The organism is Pseudomonas sp. GYB4201 (assembly GCF_056312595.1).
Genome location: NZ_JBWGIG010000015.1, coordinates 85,012 through 104,057, shown reverse-complemented (window position 1 = coordinate 104,057; position 19,046 = coordinate 85,012). Strand labels below are relative to the sequence as shown.

Genomic DNA, 19,046 nt, shown 5'->3' with positions numbered 1-19,046 from the left:
AGTCTGCTCGATCATTTAACGGGAATGACGGAAATTGAACCATTCCTTTCAATGATCGCGTACCTGATGTCTGTCATCTCGATCAAGCCTTGGCTTGAACGGGCCGCTTCCATGATGTCCGCTTCCGTGATGCGAGCTTCTTTCATGCGCTGGGTCAACGGTTGACCGTTCTCCACAACGATGGTTGGGCCACCATCGATTATCTTTGCGAGTCGTGGGGATCGCTGCTTGACCTGTGAGAATCCCACGTCGATGGCGATCAAGGTTGCAATGATCAAAACCGAGTTGGTCACTGAGAAATCATCCCCCAGCAACGCTTGTTGGGTCGCCTCACCGATAATGAGGAGCAAGATGAAGTCGAAGGTGGTTAGTTCGTTGAGCGATCGACGTCCTGCGATTCGAAACAGAATCATCAGCACGAAATACATGGCGGCGGCACGAAGTACGGCGTCCATGGCGTGTCTCCCTCAGGGATAGATGAACTTGGGTACGGGAAGGCGCTCGCCGCCGATGATACCGACGTGACCGCGATACAGCCCCACTCCGTTGCTTCGTACAGTGAGGTACAAGGTGGCCACCCCCATCCGGTCGGCTTGCATGGGAACCACCAAGTCTTTCCCGTCGCTGCGCAGCGGTGCAGGTTGTGGTGTCAAACCTTCAATGGAGACGCCCTGAAGCAATTCACCTCCCAAAATCAGGTAACGCATTTCATGGGGGGAGCCCAACGAAGTGACGACCAGATCATCCTGGGCCCCATTGCGGCTGAAACGCTGGTATTTCACCCGCAGAGTGCCGTCACTGGTTTGCGGTTCGACTGAGCTCAATGGTCCCTTAGAAAACAAGCCTGCGAGGGTCAGCAATATCAACAATATCAGCCCTGTCCAACCTACCCGTTCGAAACGCCACACGCGTCGCTGCATTCGCATGTCTTCTGCGACTGGATAGGCTCTGCTGTCGAACTCATGCGGGTTCATGGGTTGCTCAGCCTTTGCTGTGGTTTTTTGAAGTGGGCGGGACAGCCACACCCCTAGGGCCGGCAATCCCCCATATACCGACGCCTATTAAGGGCGCTATTACTATCAGAACGGTCCATCCTACCTTTGTAGAGCCACTTTTAGTGGTGCGCCAGACGCTCGCCAGCGCCAACGCGTCTAGGAACACGACCACCACGGCGGCCACTATCCAAAAAATTGAGAAGTCCATAAAACCCTCGCCTTAATTCAGTGATTACACAGGGACAACGTCCGGGCCGTCATCGATCGCAACGGGTATAGACGTCGCTCTGCTCGGGGTCAGGATCACCTTGCGACACTCCTCCTGCTTTTTGTCAAAGATCTTGTAGCCTTCGGCAGCCTGTTCCAGGGAGAGGCGATGGGTAATGATGGTGTCAGGCGACAACGCACCGGTTTCGATGTGTCCCAGCAGTTCGGGTAAGTAGCGCTGCACGTGGGTCTGGCCCATGCGGAAAGTCAGGCCTTTGTCGAAGGCATCGCCAAACAGGAAGCCGTGAATGAACCCGGCGTACACTCCTGGAACGCTGACGACACCGCCACGACGGACAGCCGCAATGCATTGACGCAACGCCTTGCCGCTGCTGCCCTCAAGCTTCAGTGTGGCCAGCACGGTTTCGGTGGTACTGCCCTTGGCTTCAAATCCCACGGCGTCAACGACACCGTCCACACCTCGAAAACCCGGCGTTTGGCGGATCATGGTGTCAGCAGGATCGTCGTCTTCGTCAAAGTTGATGGCGATGACGCCATAGGCGCGTTGGGCGTAGGCCAAGCGGTAGGGATGGTGATCCGCCATGAAGATGCGCTCGGCGCCTAGCATCTTGGCCACGGCCGCGCACAACAAACCGACCGGGCCGGCGCCATAGATGGCGATACTGGCGCCCGCACTAATCTCTGTGTTTTTCACTGCCTGGTACGCGGTAGGAAGGATGTCGGAGAGGAATAACACCTTCTCGTCCGCCAAGGTTCCAGGCACCTTGAATGGCCCGGTGTTGCCCTTGGGTACCCGGACGTATTCAGCTTGGCCGCCAGGGATGCCGCCGTACAGGTGGCTGAAGCCAAATAAGGCTGCGCCGGGGGGAATGCTCTTCTTGTTCAAGATGGCGCCACGACCTGTATTAGTCGTCTCGCAGGCCGCAAATATAGCGTTCTGGCAAAAGAAGCATCCCCCGCAGGCGATTACAAAAGGAATGACCACCCTAGCCCCGCGTTGCACCGCAGTCACTGAACTGCCCACGTCCTCAACGATGCCCATGAACTCGTGACCAAAAATATCGCCGTGCTCGGTCTGGGGGATTTTGCCGCGATATAGGTGCAGATCCGAACCGCAGATGGCAGTGGCGGTGACCCGGAGGATGACGTCTTCGGAGTCGATCAGCACCGGGTCTGGAACTGTGTCGACCCGGACGTCGTGGGCGCCGTGATAGGTGAGTGCTCGCATGGTGGAATCCTTCCGTAGTATTTAACAACCGAGACGGCGCGAGTCGCTTTAGTTCCAGCCAGTCTACCGACGGCACTCTCCCCGGGATTTTCTGCGTGGCCTCAAGCAACTTTATGCAACGAAGAGGCAGAAGTAGAGGTCAAGCTTAAATCGTCTGCATTCGCAGCCCACCGTCTTGACCGGTAACCGTCTATGATCGGAATTATTGTCCCAGCTCATAACGAGCGAGATGCCATCGCTGGCTGCCTCGCCTCGCTGGTAGCAGCCGCTCGATACCCAGGCTTGAATGGCGAAAAGGTCCAAATTGTCGTGGTCTGTGATGCGTGCTCCGACAGTACCGAAGCGGTTGCTCGCTGCTACCCGGTACAGCTACTGATCGAAAGGTACAAGAACGTGGGTATGGCGCGTAATGCGGGGGCCGATCATCTGATCCATCAGGGAGCGCGATGGCTCGCCTTTACTGACGCTGATACCGAGGTACCCGAAACCTGGCTGATGGATCAACTGCGCTTTGGGTGTGATGCCGTATGTGGAACCGTTCGTGTGGCGGACTGGTCGGCTCATCCACCAACTACCAAGGAACGGTATGAGTCGCTTTACTCGATGAAAGAGGGGCACCGCCACATTCATGGTGCAAATCTGGGGGTAAGCGTGGTGGCGTACAGAAAAGTCGGGGGGTTCAAACCGCTCCGGGTTCATGAAGATGTTCATTTGATCGCGGATCTGACTGCTGCGGGCGCTTCCATCAGCTGGACGACAGTTAACTGCGTGACTACCAGCGCCCGCCCAGAAAGTCGTTGCGAGGAAGGCTTTGGCGCGTACCTGAGGTCCTTGGCGCCCGGTGCACCCTCCAACAGCCCCGGTGCCACCAATCCTCCCTGTTAGGCAACGCGAGAACCTCAGAGCACTATGGTCGGCAAATGCGGAGTCAATCAGAGATGGGATCATGAACGCGGAGCAAGTTGTCGCCTACCTCAAACGGCATTCCCTGTACCTGACGACGGCCGAGTCCTGTACGGCGGGGCGGATCATTTCGTTGCTTGCCCAGGTTCCAGGATGTGGCGAGGTAGTTGAATCAGGCTATGTGGTGTACTCCCCCGAAGCTAAACAACGCCTGTTGGGCGTGAGCGCAGACACCATCAGGTGGTTCAACCTGACGAGCAACGAGGTGGCGCGAGAAATGGCGCTAGGCGCGCTACGCAATAGCCCGACTAATGCAGTTATCGCCACGACGGGCCTCTGTGGAGACCAGGACGTCGAGGGCATTCCAGCGGGAACGGTGTGCTTTGCCTGGGGCTTCTCGCTCAGTGGCAAGCTCGGCGTATTTACCCGCCGATACAGGTTCTTCGGGGACAGAGAACACATGCAGTTACAAGCGGCATCTTTCGGGCTCCAGCACCTGGCCGGTTTCCACCGAAGAATGCTGGCGGGAGAAACCTGTTAGGCGTCTTCCCTCCAGCGCTGAAGTGGCTTGGTCCTCGAGGGTGGTAGGGTTTTAATCCTTGGTTCGTCATAACCGCCTGCTGGCGGTCTGCATGCCTTCAAGCGTGGGCTGCCCGGCAAGACCGATTCCCGTTGCCAACGCCCGTGCCCGATCAACGCCTAGATTAAGCGCCTCTGTTGGGGAACTACTGGGCATGTCGATGTAGTATTCCTCTAACGGCGTGTTATCGCCGTAACGGATGGTAATTTGCATTTGCGTGGAGCCGACTGAGGTTAACCGGACTTCGACTCGAAATGCGGTGCCGTTATCGAGCTCCTCGGCGTGCACGCTTTGTCTGGAGCAGTCTGACCAGGCAGAGTTTGATGGATGCTTCATAACAACTCCTACAGTAGGTTACGGGTCGCAACGCATAGCCCGCCCTGGCAGGAGGTGAGAAGTCACGCAGCTTGGTTGACCGATCATCTGTCTCGACCTGACGCAACCTTCCTATTGAGATAAGGGGAACCGTGACATGCAAAATCGAGCAGAACCTGCACACACGGCATCCGGTCATGGGGTGGCTCAGACGACGGCGACACGCGCCGTCGCCTGCAAGGAGTTACTTCTCGAGCGTCGCAGCTTGGTTTCCCCCCTCTTCGGCGATAGCCGAGAGCTTTTCATCCGCGCCTTTTTCTTCAACCAATGTATCGCCCAGCAATGACACCGCTTCCTTCATGCCCAAATGCTTGGCCATAGCGATCAACGTGCCATAGCTGGCGATTTCGTAGTGCTCGACTTTTTGTGACGCACCGATCAGTGCCGCATCGAGAACGGCGCCTTTCTCAATCTCATCCAGGAGCTCCTTACTTTCCTCGATTAGGCCCTCCATGGCTATGCACTTCATGCGTTTGAGTTTCAGCCCAGCGATCTCTACAAGCTGATCAATGCGCTCGATCTGGCCTTGAGTCTCGATCAGATGAGACGAAAACGCGTCGGCAAGCTTGGGGTTGGTAGCCGCCCGTGCCAAACGCGGCAATGCCTTGGTAATTTGCTTCTCAGCGCTGTAGACGTCAGAAAGCTCGTGGATAAATAGGTCTTCTACGGTCGTACGGGCCATGTCGTTACCTCGAAAATACGTATGTGCAAAAGGTTCGCTTCCGCTTTCGTTCTGTCATGAGAGCGTCGGCGAACGCGCGGGACGGTCGGATAACTCATTGGGTAGCAGGGTGCCAACGCCGAAAACGTTGACGGCTACAGATGCCCTGAACCCCCTGCAGATTTGCGTCGACTCCATCTCGAATGCGGCCAGTGCATGGACGATCCATCGCGGCGGCTGCTGTGGAGCAGATGAAGAGATTATGGGATTTTTCATGGAGTACCTCTGCTGTCGTCCTGAGATGGCGCTTAGCGATCTCAGTCGCCTTGTACGAACCCTGAACCCAGATCGGCTCCCGTCACCGGGTTGCTCATAGGGTCTGAGGTCGTGCGGGCTTTCAGCGCTTCAAGCGCGGCGGCGTCGGTAGGTGAGAGGCTCACCGAGGCGCTGCCGTCGCCGCCATCGACGGCAGGCTGCGGAGATTCCACGTACTCCCACTCTCCGCCCTCGTTCCACGGACCCCGAGTATTGGGCTCACCTGACATGTTGAAGTATTTATGGGTGAACTCCGGCATGCCTGGGAGCTTGCCTTGTGGGAAGTTCGGTTGGATGGCGTGGAGCGCTTTTTCGAATGACAACTGATGGGCGATCTCACGGGTCATGAGAAAGCCCAGGGCCTCTTTCACCCCAGGATCGTCGGTGACATTCATGAGGCGTTCGTACACGATCTTGGCGCGAGCTTCTGCGGCGATATTGGAGCGGAAGTCGGCAGTGGGCTCGCCGATCGTGTCAATGTAGGCAGCTGTCCATGGAACACCTGCCGAGTTCACCAGCGGTGCACCCGCACCATAGAGCAGGCTGGTGATATGCGAATCGTTGCCAGCGCCGTTGATGGTTCTGTACAACTCGCCTTCTTCCTCAACCCCTTCAGCGAGCCGACCTTTGGCTCCCTTGTTGAGCATGACGATAATCGAGCCGACGATTTCCAGGTGGCTGAGTTCCTCGGTCGCGATGTCCATCAGCAGATCCTTGCGACCCGGATCGTCTTCAGCCAGTGCTTGGGTAAAATATCGGCCAGCAGCGGCGAGCTCACCTTGGGCGCCGCCAAATTGCTCAAGGAGCAGATTCGCAAGCCCCGGGTTAGGCTGAGCAACGCGTACGGTGTATTGCAGTCGTTTGTTATGTAGAAACATAGCTGAATTCCTCAAACCACGGTCATCGTCCTTATAAAAAACGGCCAGGGCAGGGAAGCCTGCCCTGGCAGCATCACTTATTGCTTGCCGCCGTTTTCATCGTTGCCGCCGCGACCGCCACCGTGACTGTGTTGACCGCCGGTTCGCCCAGCTTCTGAGGCTTTTTCGCGATCGTTTGCAAAGTTACCGCTGGACGCTTGGCCGCCTTTCTTGCCGGCCTCGGACGCCTTTTCGCGATCATTGGAAAAATTGCCGGGGTTAGTTTCCTTGCTGCCGCCTTGGTTGCTGCGACCATCTTGATTATTAGCCATGATTTTCGCCTTCCATATTTTCGCATGGGAATGTCCATGCATTACGTACGAGCCGCTTTCAGTTGGCGAAATTCGATTTATTTCCTAGCGAAAGGACAAGTGGCGCAAGAGAAACTCGCAAAAGAAGCTTGTGTCTTAATAGTGCGATGGCAAAAGTTATACAAGAGTTGTACGGTTCAGTGTCCTTGCTGCTAGTTGTACAAAGCAGGGGGGAAGAGATTGGCTGGAATTATTTCTGTCGTTAGGCAGTAATGTGGCAGCGCAATAAAAGGATTTTGTGGTTAAGTAACAGTTTTGCTCTGGTGTGAAATTTGCGAACTAGGTGATGTGTTGATCTTCGTCGAGCTGACGGTAACTGGTAAGGCGGTCAGCCTTCACTGGTTATCAAATTGTTTGAAGGGAGGCGGAGCTTACATTGCAGGAGTAATGCGGTAGCCTGAAGTTGAAGTTTTCCTGCTGAGTCGATTAAACATCCGGGGGGGATTGCTACGTCAGACGGAGCTAATTATTGAGTCGCGTCGAATCGTCCGGCTTTCGGTCGCCAATTAGCTTTCGTAGCATGAAAAGCTCATCCTCGGAAAGCCGTTCGAATTCTTCGCGTAACAAAGGGTTTTGCTCGATGAGCTTCGCCCGATACTCAGTAAGTTCTGCCGTGGTCATTGTTGCTTCCATGTGCTCCAGGTACCTGGCTCCGCGCAGTGGGAAGGCTATATCTTAGCTAAAAAGCTGGCAAAGGTCTCGAAGGATGGATGCCTTCCTCACGTTGGCCCCTGGAGGGACGTCTGGATGAACCGGACGAACCTCGTTTAGAGCGGCCAGACTTTACTGCTCCGGACAATCGGATGTAGGCAGCGACGGCAGCCGGATCAGGAAAGTCGTCCCCAGCCAAGGAGTAGAGCTGACAGCGATGGTGCCCCGATGTGCTTTAACGATTTCTCGGACTATAAACAAGCCAAGCCCGACCGACCTGACGGCATCCTCGCGGTCACTGGCGCGGGTCATTGGTTCAAAAAGTTGTGGGATGAGCAGCCCTGGGATGACATGGCCGTGGTTGTGAACGGCAATTTCAGCGAAACTGCGGGAAAACCCAGTTGTGATGGTGATCGGGTATCGTTGGTCGCCGTACGCGACGCTGTTGGCTACCAAATTACCAATCATCTGCTGTGTCCGATCTGAATCCACCTCCAATATTCCTCGGCCTTTTGACAAGTGATGAATTCGGGATTGACTGTATGCGACACGCAGTTCGCCCATGCAAGCGTCCACCAGCCTAATTAAATCCACAGGGGCTGGGCGTATGCTCATTCCTTGGCCGATTCTCACCGACGCCAGGTCCAGCAGATCAGAGATCATTCGCTGGGCACGTTCAGACGCTGTCACGATATGGCCAAGCAGTTGTGATTCTCTCGGAGGGCGCTCTGCTCGGTTCAGAAGCTCGGAGGCCATTTTGATCGCGGTCAGCGGCGTTTTGAGGTCATGGCTTGCAATAGCAATCATTTGCTCGGCAAACGTTGCTCGGCGTTGCGCATGTTGATAAGCCAATGCCAACTCTGCTTGAGCAGTTTGCAGCGCGGTCTCTGCGGCTGCTTTCTCTGATAGTAGCTGCTCTGCTCGTTGTCGAGCGGCGAGGATCTCTCGTTCATAACGATCTCTTTCAACCGTGCCGAAAAACGCTAGCTCATTTTGGACGCCCCCTTCGTACTCACGCCTAACCCCGTTGAGCAACATGGTAATGACACGCCCGTCAATATGCTGCAGATCCAGTTTGACTTCTGCTACCGAGCCTTGCAGTTTCATCAAGGGCGCCCAGTGGGTCTGATGAAATATTCGGCCGCCCATGGTCAACAGCTCTTGAAACCGCTGCCCGATCAAGTCCGAGGGCGTGCGGCCCAGCCAACCTGAGAAAGTTGCATTGGCGTTTGTAATAGTGCCATCCTCGGCTGTCACCACCAGTCCGCAGGGCGCGCGTTCAAGTAGAGCGTTAGCACCGCTTAACCCCCACACCTCATCACTCATGTGCATGAATCCAAGGGCTCAGAAAGATATCCATCGCTTCTGAGCAAGCGCTCGGCGCGCTCATATGCGGGCAATGGCCTATATTCGGGACGAGGCAAAATACGCTGTTGCCCATCACTTTGTGAAGATATTCACCAACTTCGACTGGAGCGATGAGGTCTTCAGTCGACTGCAGGATCAACGTCGGGGTAAGAAGCCCTTCCACGTCGCTGCGGTTGTCTGACAGAAAGGTAACGCGTGCGAAATGCTTGGCAATTTCCGGATCGGTCCGGCAGAAACTGTTATTAAGTTCTTCACTCAAATGCGGCTGGCCGGGCGCACCCATGATGACCGGTGCCATGGTACTGGACCAACCTAGATAATTGCTGTCCAGGGTGTCTAGAAGCGCCAAAATATCCGCTTCCTTGAAACCTCCTCGGTACCCCTCTGCGTCAATGTAGCGGGGTGAAGGCCCGACCATGACATGCGCCGAAATCAGTCCGGGAGAAAGGCGATCGGCCAGGGCCCCGATCATCGCGCTCACCGAGTGGCCCACGAGTATGACCGGGCCGGCCGAAAATCGCCTAGCGATCTCAATCAAATCCTGGGCATAACCACTTAACGTATTGTATCTCTCGACGTTGTAAGCACTGAAGTCCGATCTGCCTGCGCCGACATGGTCGTAAACCACGATACGGAAACGATTTGAAAAATGGGGGAGGAGGTACTTCCACATGGACTGGTCACAGCCGAATCCATGTGAAAACACCAGAGTTGAAGGGCCGGAGCCAAAGACCTTCACGTTATTTCGTCGCTGGAGATCCATAAGGCTGAAGTCCTTCCTATTCTGGAAAATGCGGTTGTTCGGCCCAAAAGATGACTATGGACAGTGATGGCACCAAGCATTCTTCCCGCAAGCAAGGGATGAAGGGGGCCGGCGGGAAGAGGTGCCTCCTCATAGAGCCCGGGAAGATGAAAGCGTTCATCCACGACGGAGTTATAGTCCAGACGTGCCCCAAGCTGTACGCCCTGTGGTTCCTTTCTCGCTCAAGGGCATGGAAGGGTAACCCTAAAAATTGTTCCTGATTGTTGGGTAGATTCTACCTCAATCTGTCCACCATGCCCGGACACGATTTCTGCCGCGATAAAAAGCCCTAACCCCAGACCGGCGACGACGCCGGCTTTGTCATTCGAGTACCTCGAGTACCGACCCTCGGGACTGAACAAAAAAGGCAAAGCACTTTCCGGAATGGGCTCACCGAAGTTTTTCACGCTGAGGATGGCAGTCTGAGCCTCCCTGTTCAACGCAACCTGGATTGGCTGCAGCGTATCACCATGACGCACTGCGTTCCCTACCAAATTTGAGAAGACCTGCGACATGCGGGCGGGATCAAATTGACCGACGATTTTGTCGACGTTTGTGAACCGAATCTGGGCCGAGGGATGGCCTGCTCTTAACTCATCAATCACGGCCTTGCAAATTCCGCTCAGCTCCGTTGTCTCAAGCTTGACCGGAATGCCGGTTCCCAGGTTGCATCTGGCCAGATCAAGCAGATCGTTAACCATTTGGTTGGCTCTGCCCACGCTGGTCGCGATTTGAGCGGCGATCTGCTTCTCCCGGTCCGCCAAATGCTGTGCCTTGCGCAGCAAGTCCGCCCCCATCAGCACGGCGCTCAAAGGCGAGCGCAGGTCATGCCCAAGAACGCCCAATACGGTTTTCCGGGTTACCTCAACGGCTTTGCCATAAGAAGCAATGGATTCACCTAAGACTTGGTCGATCGCCTCATTGAAGCGAATCATATCCTGGACGTGGTGCTCATCATCGCCAAACTCATCCGCGAGCCACAGCCTCAGTACACTGGATCGCAACGCCCGATATTCAGACACCATTTGATCAAGGGTGAACCCATCCATCAAGCGAAGCACCGCGTGAGTTTGAGCTGCTGTTTCACGAATACTCGCTGGCGCAAGGCCATGAGATTTGTCTATCTGTTGCTGTTCGGTCTGATGAGTACGCATGTCCTGGGCGACCGACCTGAGGATGTGCTCGGCATGGTTCCTTAGGCTCACGTCCGCAAGTGGATGGTGAGGGGTATCCACGGTGCGGGCAAAATCTACCCAGGCGCGTAAAATGAGTTCAAGGTTTTCCAGAATGAAACTTGACAGTCGCATGGCGAGTTTCTCGCGTAACAAAACAGCAGTATTAGGACCAGGCATTGTGCTCTCAGTGAAGCACTCCACCGGCACTGCGTCGAATGTAAGTGGGCGGTGCGTCGGATCTTGCCGGCCAAACGCGTGCTAAACTAGGTCAATAACAACGTAACGACGATGCCCAACTCCTAGCACAGTGTATAACGCTCGCAAAGCAAGATGAACCAATGGGCGCCGCAGATAATGATTTCCCCCCTAACCTCGGTGCTACTGCCGAACAAAAAAACAGTAGACACCCGGCTTCAACCTTATCCATGGGCTTTCGACGCTCTATAGGACACGGCGCCACACCCCCTGAGATATCCAAGGTTACGCTTTGGCTTTGATGGTGGATCTGCTTGAGATAGGCGCTAAATGATCACGTTCTCGAGCCAATACCGTAAGCCCGGTGAGCTAGAACATGATTTTATGCGCTTAATTTTGAGGGCAAAGGGCCATGTGCCAAATTACTTGGCTATATATTTCAACGGAAAATAATAATGATTGGGCAAATATTGTACAGGAAGGGGTTTTGTACAATTATAGAATGTGTTTCTGATGCAGTCTGTTGTTGAAACATGTCTAAGAAGCGCAAAAGCACGTGAAGCTCCGTTTTTGGTAGCGATCGAAAATGTTGGGGCGTTCCCATCGTCAAGTGCCTATCAGCTACAGGCCTGAGCGCGCCTGCTGAATCGTTGCATCAACACCGGCTAAGGATTAGATGAGGTCTTCAGGCTACAGGATGCCCCGTAGTCGACTCAAAGCATCTGCCACCTGGTGAGCGGCCTCGAGTTCCGACAGCTTGTGCGTCTGCATAAAATCCCAGCGCCGCGCTTTTTCTTCTGGTTCGGTCATGGCCAAAGCGAGGTAAAGGCTCGGCGGCACCGCGCGGAATAGAGTTTCCATGTTTTTGGCCAGCACCACGCCCTCGGTGTACTTGCCCGATGCCTTGCTCGCCGATAAAAGTAAAGCCTTCTGCGCCGGCGTCAGCTTCTTGAAGCGGGCGATCTCCTCGATTTCCGCCGACGGCATGTTCAGGCAGATCCACCATTCGATCATGTTCAGCATGGTCTGCGCGGCGCTCGGGAAGTCGGCCAGGTTCTGCGTGGCCAGCCAGAACCACGCCCCCAGCTTGCGCCACATCTTAGTGCCCTTGACCACGAACGGTGCCAGCAAGGGGTTCTTGGTGATGATGTGGCCCTCGTCAGTGACCATGATCAACGGCCGGCCCAGGTATTGATCACGTTCCGCCAGGTTGTTCACGGTGTTCATCAGGCTGATGTAGCTGATCGACATCTGCGCCTCGTATCCCTCGCGGGCGTAGGTCGCAAGATCCACGATGGTGACGTCACTCTCAGGCCATGGCGTGCCGGTCCGGTCAAACAAAGTGCCCTCGAAGCCCTGGCAGAACAGGTCGATGGACTCGGCCATCTCCTGCGCGCGTTCACGGCGCTTGTCGGGCAAATGTGCATCACTGGCGACCCGCAACAACGCATCCCGCACGTCATGGGTCATAACCTGCAGCTGGGCATCCGCGCACGCCTTGGCGGCATCGAGGATGCATTCTCGGATCAGGCTGCGGTCCGCGCGCGTCAGGCGCGCTTCCTCCTTGGCTTCGCCACCGGTGATCATCAGGCGCGCGGTGATCTCCAATTCCCCCAGGACATCGCGTTGTTCATCGTTGTCCGTGTTGCTGTCGTCGAGATCATCGGTGGCCAGGCTGGCGACCTGGTCGGGTTGCTCGACCAGACGCCGGGCGTCGGCGAACGGCGCCAGGCTCAAGCCGCTGCCCGGCTTGAGCTGAACCTTGTTGACCGACAGCCCCAGGGTGGCGAAATAGTCACCTTGCAGGCCAAATGAGTTGCCGGCCTCGACGATGAACAACCGGGGCCGGTAGATGGCCATGACCTGCATGAGGATCGAGACCAGGGTGGCCGACTTGCCCGCACCGGTGGGCCCAAACAACAACAGATGGCCGTTCATGGACCGGTCGAACCGCGACAGCGGGTCGAAGGACAGCGGAGCCCCGCCACGGTTGAAGAACGTGATGCCTGGATTGCCGGTACCGACGCTGCGCCCCCACAGCGGCAGCAGGTTGGCGACGTGCTGCACGAACAGCAGCCGGGTGTACCAGTTTCGTTTGTCGCGGCTGGGGTTGTACGCCATGGGCAACCAGCGCAGGTAGCTGTTGCAGGCGGCGACTTCATCGCCTTCGCGCACCGGCTGTAGGCCGGCACCCAGCAGGACGTTAGCGGCCTGGATGGAGCGCTGGCGCAACTCTTGCTCGTTCTTGCCGCACAAGTAGAACGCCAAGGTGCCTCGGTACAGCTTGTGCTGGCGGCCGATCAGCGAGCGCGCTTCCTCGACATCCTGGCGGGTCTGGGTCGAGGCCAGGTTTTCGCCAATGGCCTTGCGGGCGAGCCGGTTCAGCTGTTCCTCCAGTACGTCCTGCGGCGTCACCACCAGCGTCAGGCTCATGACCGTCGCTTCCGGCATCTGGTCGAACAACGCATTGAGCGCCTCGCCCTTGCGCGTCTCTCCGGTGAGTTGCCCGATGTGAGGCGGCTTGCGCAGCTTGTCGACCACCATCACCCGGTGGGGCTCCCGGTCGAAGTACCACAGCCCCTGCTCAACGTCGGAGCGTGGTTCCTGGTAAAACAGGCGCTCGGCAAAATCGTGGTCGAAGGGCAGTTGCAGTGAGCCTGTCTCCCCCTCTTCGGGATAGGGCACGCGCTGGTAGAACTCGGCGGGTGATTTTCCGGTCAGGGCGGGGGCCGGATTGAACCAGGGCAGCAGCCAGGCGTAGAAGTCGCGTCCGTTCAACCGCCGAGGGCGGACGCCACAAGCTTGCAGGGAGGCAGTGATGCGGTCGCAGGCCCTGGCCAGCAGTTGCGTGGGCGCTTGGTCCTGGTTGTCCGCCTGGGCGTCCAGCCAACGATAGATGACCAGGCGAATCCGTCGATTGCTACCGCGCCACGGCAAGTGCGACACCACGTGGTCTTCAAACAATCCCCCGGGTTTGGCCACGGCGGCCAGATGCCGGCGCATCAAGTCGAGAAACGCCTCGGTGAACGGTGTGCCCTGGGCTCGGGGGGCGATATAGCGCTCCAAGCGTTCCAGGTAAGGTGAGAAATCGCTGTCGTCCTGACAGTAAAACTGCACTACCCATGGCGCCTGGTCGAGCTCGTCGAAGCTGTCCTGCAGGGCATCCTCCAATGCGTCACGGGCGGCCAGCAGCCACTCGGGCTCGCGGCCTTCGGTGCCGATCGGCTGCAGCTCGAATGCAGCACCGACCGAGCGGTTGTCGTCGAGCAGGAAGCAGCGCTCGGTCTCCAGGTACTCCACCCACGGCAGGTGGTCGGTGAAGCTGGGGTTGTGAGCGTAATGCGCGGCTTCATCGGCTTGCGTTGCACGTCGGCGCTGGGCGGCGCGCCATGGTTTCCAGTGTCGTTGTCCCTGATCGCGCTCTTCGGTCATCAGAGATCATCCAGGCGCTCGCCCGGCAGCGCGTACTGGACCTTCTCGTACAGGGGAAACACGGTCGAGTAGCCCGGGACGGGCGCCTGCTGGGTGCCGCTCAGGTGCGGGTAGACGTACATCACCAGATCGGGGTTGGGCAGACGCGGAAACTGCGCGCGGATCTCGTTGGCCGCGGTGCGGGTATAGGAGGCTTGGTCACTGATCAGCCGCTCGGGTTCGAGGACCGGCCGGCGCAGTTCGCTGCGGACCTCCTGCAATTGTGCCTGGGTGCCCACGGAGCCGGCGCCGTTCCAGATGTCGAGCATCGTCTGGTCGCCATGGGGCAGCAGCTTGTCTTTGTCGGTGCTGCAGCCGAGCAGCGCCAGGCTGAGCAGGCTAATCCAGCTCCAGCGTCGAAACGGATGAGTATTCATGATGGACTCTCCGGCCTGTGGGCTCGTAGTCGATGGTGATCTCGTGGTCTAGGTGCAGCGCGACCTTGGCGGAGGGCGGCACATAGATGGCGGCGAAGGCCTCGCCGTAGAGCTTGTTGATCCAGTCACGGATATCGCCGATGCCACCGCTGATGACCGAGTTCAGCGCGCTGTTGCCGCTGCTCTGGCTGACGCCCAGCGAGCTGCTGCTTGAACTGATGAAGGAGGCGCTGTTCTGCTCGCTGCCCAAGGCTGCCGCAAAGCCGGCGCCGGCGGCGGTGATCAGGTTCTGGCTGCCCAGATACTGCTGGGCGTTGGAGCGGCGCTCGCCGGAAATGCAGGGAATGCCGTAGGGGTCGGAAATGTAGCCCAGGCCGCCGCGGATCTTCTCGGTGTTCGAGGACTGGCTGGTGGCGCTGTTGCGGCTGACCACGGCCTGTGGTTGCGGCACGGTGCGCACGGTACCGTCGGCGAACACGAAGGTGATCGACTCGACCTGGCCCCGCACGCAGGAAAGTGTCCAGTCGCCGGAGGCGGTACCACTCATGACCGCGCCCACCACCTCGGGCAGGTCAATGCCATTGGCCGTGAGGTTATCCGGCCCCACCAGGACCTTGAAGGGGTAGGGGTCGTTGACCGTGCCATCTACGGGTACTCGGCCGATCAGCGCGGTCATGGCCACGGAGCCCATCAATGTGGCGTTCTCCGGGATGGTGTAGACGGGCTTGGAGCCTTCGTTGCGATCATGCTGAGCCGCGAGATCGCGCTCGCCCTTGGCCACGGCACGCAGCTGTTTCTGGCCTCGGTCGATAGCGTTGTCCTGCAGTCCTTCCAAGCCGTTGAACTTCGAGGACAGCTTGGACAGCGGGCTGTCAGCTTTCGCGGCGCCGTCGTTCGCCGTGCGTCCCGACGCCGGCTCGATCCATTGCAGCGTATCCGCCGGTGGCTGCACGCCCTTGATGGCCTGCTCATCACCGGGCTCCAGGCCAAAACCCACGGGAAGGTCGGATTTTGGTCCTGACATCCCGGCAATCTGATCCTTGAGCTTCGACAGCAGCCCTTGGGTTTCCCGGTGCTGTTGTTCGGCTTTCTGTCGAGCATCATTGGCTTGCTGGCGCTGCTCGGTCACCTGCTGGGTGACGCTGCCCAGAGTGCTCTGAATGCGGCTGTCGATACTGCCCTCGCGAGTGCGCAGCCGATTGTTCTCGGTCTGCAGCGATTCGTTGCTTTTCTTCAGCGTCAGCATGTCGCTGCGCATGGCTTTGACCTGGCCGACCAGGGTGGCCACGGTGTCGCGTGGCGTATCGCCTGCGATGCCGAGGGACTTGGCCTGCTCGGCGGTAAGGGTGGCGTTGTCCTGAGGTTGAGGGTGCTGCTCCCCCTGCGGCGTGATCCAGGACCTGAATATGATCAGCACGACGGTGACCAGCAGACCGGGCACCAGCCACTTCAGCAGCACGTTAGCTTTCATGGTCGGCATCCTCCGGCTTGGGCGGGGGCAGCAGCAATGCCTGTTTCAGGCCACCACCACGCGTGACCAGATAGGCCACCGTGGTGTCTTCGGGTGTGCCGGAGCGTCCCAGCGAGTTGTGCTGGAAGGTGGCCGCGAACAGGGTCGCCTGCAGATGACGCGGGTCGAGCAAGACCTCGCCTGGCCCCTGGTTGACCAGCTTTACTGCGGTGACCCAGTAGTCGCCCAGGCGCCAGGCGGCCAGGGCCTTGGCGGTAATGTGCTCGGTGGGTAGCAGGGTGCTGAGGGCGAGGGACACACCAACCGGCACGCGGCGGACACCTGGCAGCGGCGCAACCGTACGCAACGGCGCATAGAGGTTCTGCGCGGCATAGCGGGTGAGCACCACTGGGACTGGCGTAGCGGGTACCGCAGGCGTGGTGCTTGAGTCACCTTCCGCTTCAGGTGCCTTGGCGTCCGCGACGATCTTGATCGGTTCCAGCGCGGCCGTGCCGGCCAACGCTTCAATGTCGATCAGCACCATGTCGCCGGATTTCACCGACTGCAGCTGCAGGCGCGTCGGCGGGATGGCCTCGGACGCCAGCAAATACACGGTGCTGCCCACCGATTGCACCCGCAGCTTGGCACTGATCGCATTGGGTACGCCCACGCGAACGTCCTCGTCGAGCATTAGAATGCGTTCCTGGCCAACCACCAGTGGCACGGCCAAAGGCAGGCGATCCCAATGCTTGATCTCAACGGCGCTCGCGGTCGCGCACCAGGTAGCTGACCATACGAAGGCCAAGATCAGTATGTGTCTGTTCATGACGGACCTCCCGGTAGAGACAGCTTTTGCGGCGTACCTCCGTAGCAGTCCAGGGCCAACCCCCACTTGTTGTGCTCGGGGTCGACATCGAAGCGCACCACGCGCAGCGGGTACCGCACGACCACGCGCTTGACCGGTTCGGCGGCGTAGTATTCGTCGGCGTTGAGGTCGAGCTGGACCAACCAGCTGTGCGTATCCAGCTGCTTCACCCGCAGGCCGGGGTCATCGCTGTACCCGCGGCCGAGTACTTCATAGACGCCTCGTACGCGACCGCGCAGCTCCCCGGCGACCTTGCGGTACTCGAAGTCACCGTCGAGGAAGGTCTTGCAGGCCGGCGTGAGGTACGGCTGCAGGGCATAGATCGCCCGGGGATAATCGGCCTCGCCATCGGTCGGCCAGCGATTGAGCTGGCCGAAGATGTACAGAGCGAAGGAATAGATGTTTTCCGGCGGCACATCCCACCATTTGCGGGTGCTGCCCGAGCGCAGGTCCGGCGGGACATGAATGGTCAACTGGCTAGGGGCGGTCTGCCAGCCATACCAGAGCCCTGCGCTGAGCAGCGCCAGTGTCCCGACGGCCAGGCGCAGGCTGAAAATATGCGCCTGTTGGGCATCGACCTTGTTGCGGAAGCGGCTCATGGGTTGCCCTCCCGATGACGACGGGTGCGCCTGACCGTCCAGGGGCCTGAGTGCAGGATCAGCTGCTGGGCGCCGACGCCCCAGTGCAGGGCCAGATCCCATTGCAACCTGCGGTACAACCAGGTCTCGGGCCGGGCGCGTTTGGCGCGGCGCAGCAGCTTGCCGCCGGCAAACAGCACCAGCGCCATGCTGGCGATCATGCAGGTGGGCAGCATGGCGATGGAGGCGGTGGCCAGCGCCAGGGGCGCGCCGACAATGAGGCCAATGCTGGCACCGATTGCAAGGGCGACCCACATCTCATCGTTGGTCAGGCCACGCAGCACGGCCGGGTCACGATTGAGCCGTTCGGGCAGGAAAGTCAGGGTGCTGTCAGGCAGGGGCGCAATGGGATCGGGCATGGCGACCTCACAGGATGGCGGCGGCTTTGGTCAAAAACCAGATGATGACCACCACCAGCAGCGCACCGACACCGACGACCGCGCCCAGATCCTTCCAGGTTTTGCGCTGGTTCTGTACGTCGGCATAAACCGTCAGCGAGTGCCAGGCGACGCCCAGGAAGGCGAGGAGGGCGATCAACAAACCGAGCAGGATGCCACCGTCATAGGCGTAGTTCTTGATGGTCTCGATCAGGCCGGTGCCCTCGCCGCGGGAAGGTGCCTCCATGGTTGGCAGATCGGCGAAGGCCAGGCTCGACATCAAAATCAACGGGCTACCCAGCAAGCCTTGCTGCAGGTGTTGGCGTAGGTGGATGCAGAGGACGGGACGAAGTAGGCGAAGGGGCATGGCTAGGGTCTCCTGTAGTCAGGACAGCATGAAAAACATCAGCACGATTAGGGCTTGCGCGAGGCGCGCCGTGCTCCCGCCGAGGGCACCGAAACTGAGGTTGCCGGCCGCCCAACCCCGGTAGCCCGTCCACAGCGCCCAGGCGCACCACAGCAATGCCAGCACCAGGACTGTCGAACGCCACAGCACCGAACTCAATTGAGGCGCAAAGCCGGCAGCCGCAGTGAACGCGCTGATTTGGGTGTCAGTCATGCTCATGGCTTGTGTCCGCCGTTGGCTCGTTGGCGCAGTAAGATCCATATAACTGGATGAGCTCGTTGGGTTGGGCGCGCGAGGGGCTCAGGTAGTCGTTAACCCCCAGGCGTATGTGTTGAAGGTCTTGGGAGAGTTGCCCGTAGTCAAAGCGATAGCGAGGCTCACCAGCGGGAGGCGCGGCAAGCTGTGATCGGTCAACCAGACGAGCGATGGCATCTAGCTGTTTGACGATCAACCCCAGGTCGCGGGCCTCTACCCCCTCTTGCGCCAAGGCGGGAAGCGGGAGCAGGACAGCTAGAAAACAGAGTCTCGGTATCAAAGGAAATGTCATCACAATTTATCCCCGGCATGTCTGGTACTACCGTGACTAACTTGTGAGTTTTTCGCTTGACGGATATTGATCAGAGCCTGGTCACTTTCATGTCCAAGTTCAGCGGTCGGGGCCCCGAGCAGGTAAGCTGAATCTCCAACAGCAGGCAGCTTGGTCGCTATTACAAAAAGCGGTAAAGCCTCAAATCAGTGGGGAACAGCGCCAACTCTGA

General features: G+C 58.4%; 21 protein-coding genes and 1 pseudogene. 2 read left to right on the top strand and 20 right to left on the bottom strand.

The genetic code is table 11. The features are described 5' to 3' along the window. Positions 1-11 precede the first annotated feature (11 nt). From AC0Z2B_RS16295 to AC0Z2B_RS16285, 3 genes are all read right to left on the bottom strand, one after another. Positions 12-455, bottom strand: coding sequence for a DUF421 domain-containing protein (locus AC0Z2B_RS16295; protein ID WP_475503345.1), 444 nt, complete (start codon positions 453-455; stop codon positions 12-14). Between the two features lie 12 nt (positions 456-467). Beyond that, the gene (locus tag AC0Z2B_RS16290) at positions 468-974 is read right to left on the bottom strand and encodes a hypothetical protein (RefSeq protein WP_476298011.1); all 507 of its coding nucleotides are present in this window, start codon (positions 972-974) and stop codon (positions 468-470) included. Between the two features lie 253 nt (positions 975-1,227). Then, positions 1,228-2,451 (bottom strand): zinc-dependent alcohol dehydrogenase, encoded by a 1,224-nt coding sequence (locus tag AC0Z2B_RS16285; RefSeq protein WP_476298010.1) that lies wholly within the window; start codon positions 2,449-2,451, stop codon positions 1,228-1,230. 192 nt (positions 2,452-2,643) lie between these two features. Between AC0Z2B_RS16285 and AC0Z2B_RS16280 the strand changes: the two genes are divergently transcribed. Both AC0Z2B_RS16280 and AC0Z2B_RS16275 read left to right on the top strand, forming a co-directional pair. Then, complete coding sequence (locus tag AC0Z2B_RS16280; RefSeq protein ID WP_476298008.1) at positions 2,644-3,336, top strand: glycosyltransferase family 2 protein; 693 nt, start codon at positions 2,644-2,646, stop codon at positions 3,334-3,336. 61 nt (positions 3,337-3,397) lie between these two features. Continuing rightward, entirely contained in the window at positions 3,398-3,895 is a 498-nt protein-coding gene (locus AC0Z2B_RS16275) for a CinA family protein (protein WP_476298006.1), read from the top strand. A 66-nt stretch (positions 3,896-3,961) separates the two neighbouring features. Here the strand turns inward: AC0Z2B_RS16275 and AC0Z2B_RS16270 are convergent, their stop codons facing one another. The 17 genes and pseudogenes from AC0Z2B_RS16270 to AC0Z2B_RS16190 form a co-directional block, all read right to left on the bottom strand. Further along, positions 3,962-4,270 (bottom strand): hypothetical protein, encoded by a 309-nt coding sequence (locus tag AC0Z2B_RS16270; protein WP_475503340.1) that lies wholly within the window; start codon positions 4,268-4,270, stop codon positions 3,962-3,964. A gap of 223 nt (positions 4,271-4,493) precedes the next feature. After that, positions 4,494-4,991, bottom strand: coding sequence for a YciE/YciF ferroxidase family protein (locus AC0Z2B_RS16265; protein WP_476298004.1), 498 nt, complete (start codon positions 4,989-4,991; stop codon positions 4,494-4,496). 296 nt (positions 4,992-5,287) lie between these two features. Then, on the bottom strand, positions 5,288-6,163 hold the full coding sequence (locus AC0Z2B_RS16260; protein WP_475503338.1) for a manganese catalase family protein: 876 nt from the start codon (positions 6,161-6,163) through the stop codon (positions 5,288-5,290). A 77-nt stretch (positions 6,164-6,240) separates the two neighbouring features. Beyond that, positions 6,241-6,420 (bottom strand): annotated as a pseudogene (locus AC0Z2B_RS16255) (con-10 family general stress protein); the annotation flags it as partial. Positions 6,421-6,975: 555 nt separating this feature from the next. Next, positions 6,976-7,134, bottom strand: coding sequence for a hypothetical protein (locus AC0Z2B_RS16250; RefSeq protein WP_476298002.1), 159 nt, complete (start codon positions 7,132-7,134; stop codon positions 6,976-6,978). 162 nt (positions 7,135-7,296) lie between these two features. Continuing rightward, positions 7,297-8,490 carry a PAS domain-containing sensor histidine kinase gene (locus tag AC0Z2B_RS16245; RefSeq protein WP_476298000.1) on the bottom strand — a complete coding sequence of 398 codons (1,194 nt, stop codon included), beginning with the start codon at positions 8,488-8,490 and terminating at the stop codon, positions 7,297-7,299. Continuing rightward, positions 8,483-9,295, bottom strand: a complete 813-nt coding sequence (locus AC0Z2B_RS16240) for an alpha/beta fold hydrolase (protein ID WP_476297998.1) — start codon at positions 9,293-9,295, stop codon at positions 8,483-8,485. The genes AC0Z2B_RS16245 and AC0Z2B_RS16240 overlap by 8 nt, the downstream gene beginning before the upstream one ends. Positions 9,296-9,516: 221 nt before the next feature. Continuing rightward, a complete protein-coding gene (locus AC0Z2B_RS16235) occupies positions 9,517-10,641 on the bottom strand; it encodes an ATP-binding protein (RefSeq protein ID WP_476297996.1) in 1,125 nt (374 codons plus the stop codon). 753 nt (positions 10,642-11,394) lie between these two features. After that, the gene (locus AC0Z2B_RS16230) at positions 11,395-14,136 is read right to left on the bottom strand and encodes a conjugative transfer ATPase (RefSeq protein WP_476297994.1); all 2,742 of its coding nucleotides are present in this window, start codon (positions 14,134-14,136) and stop codon (positions 11,395-11,397) included. After that, the gene (locus AC0Z2B_RS16225) at positions 14,136-14,552 is read right to left on the bottom strand and encodes a TIGR03751 family conjugal transfer lipoprotein (RefSeq protein ID WP_476297992.1); all 417 of its coding nucleotides are present in this window, start codon (positions 14,550-14,552) and stop codon (positions 14,136-14,138) included. Before AC0Z2B_RS16225 ends, AC0Z2B_RS16230 begins: the two co-directional genes overlap by 1 nt. Next, a complete protein-coding gene (locus tag AC0Z2B_RS16220; protein ID WP_476297990.1) occupies positions 14,515-16,023 on the bottom strand; it encodes a TIGR03752 family integrating conjugative element protein in 1,509 nt (502 codons plus the stop codon). Before AC0Z2B_RS16220 ends, AC0Z2B_RS16225 begins: the two co-directional genes overlap by 38 nt. Beyond that, complete coding sequence (locus AC0Z2B_RS16215) at positions 16,013-16,828, bottom strand: TIGR03749 family integrating conjugative element protein (protein ID WP_476297988.1); 816 nt, start codon at positions 16,826-16,828, stop codon at positions 16,013-16,015. The genes AC0Z2B_RS16220 and AC0Z2B_RS16215 overlap by 11 nt, the downstream gene beginning before the upstream one ends. Further along, entirely contained in the window at positions 16,825-17,466 is a 642-nt protein-coding gene (locus AC0Z2B_RS16210; protein ID WP_476297986.1) for a PFL_4703 family integrating conjugative element protein, read from the bottom strand. Before AC0Z2B_RS16210 ends, AC0Z2B_RS16215 begins: the two co-directional genes overlap by 4 nt. Then, complete coding sequence (locus AC0Z2B_RS16205; RefSeq protein WP_476297984.1) at positions 17,463-17,864, bottom strand: TIGR03750 family conjugal transfer protein; 402 nt, start codon at positions 17,862-17,864, stop codon at positions 17,463-17,465. Before AC0Z2B_RS16205 ends, AC0Z2B_RS16210 begins: the two co-directional genes overlap by 4 nt. 7 nt (positions 17,865-17,871) lie before the next feature. Then, positions 17,872-18,249 (bottom strand): TIGR03745 family integrating conjugative element membrane protein, encoded by a 378-nt coding sequence (locus tag AC0Z2B_RS16200; protein WP_476297983.1) that lies wholly within the window; start codon positions 18,247-18,249, stop codon positions 17,872-17,874. Between the two features lie 18 nt (positions 18,250-18,267). After that, the gene (locus AC0Z2B_RS16195; RefSeq protein WP_475503327.1) at positions 18,268-18,507 is read right to left on the bottom strand and encodes a TIGR03758 family integrating conjugative element protein; all 240 of its coding nucleotides are present in this window, start codon (positions 18,505-18,507) and stop codon (positions 18,268-18,270) included. After that, positions 18,494-18,835 (bottom strand): integrative conjugative element protein, RAQPRD family, encoded by a 342-nt coding sequence (locus AC0Z2B_RS16190; RefSeq protein WP_476297981.1) that lies wholly within the window; start codon positions 18,833-18,835, stop codon positions 18,494-18,496. Before AC0Z2B_RS16190 ends, AC0Z2B_RS16195 begins: the two co-directional genes overlap by 14 nt. Between the last annotated feature and the right edge of the window lie 211 nt (positions 18,836-19,046).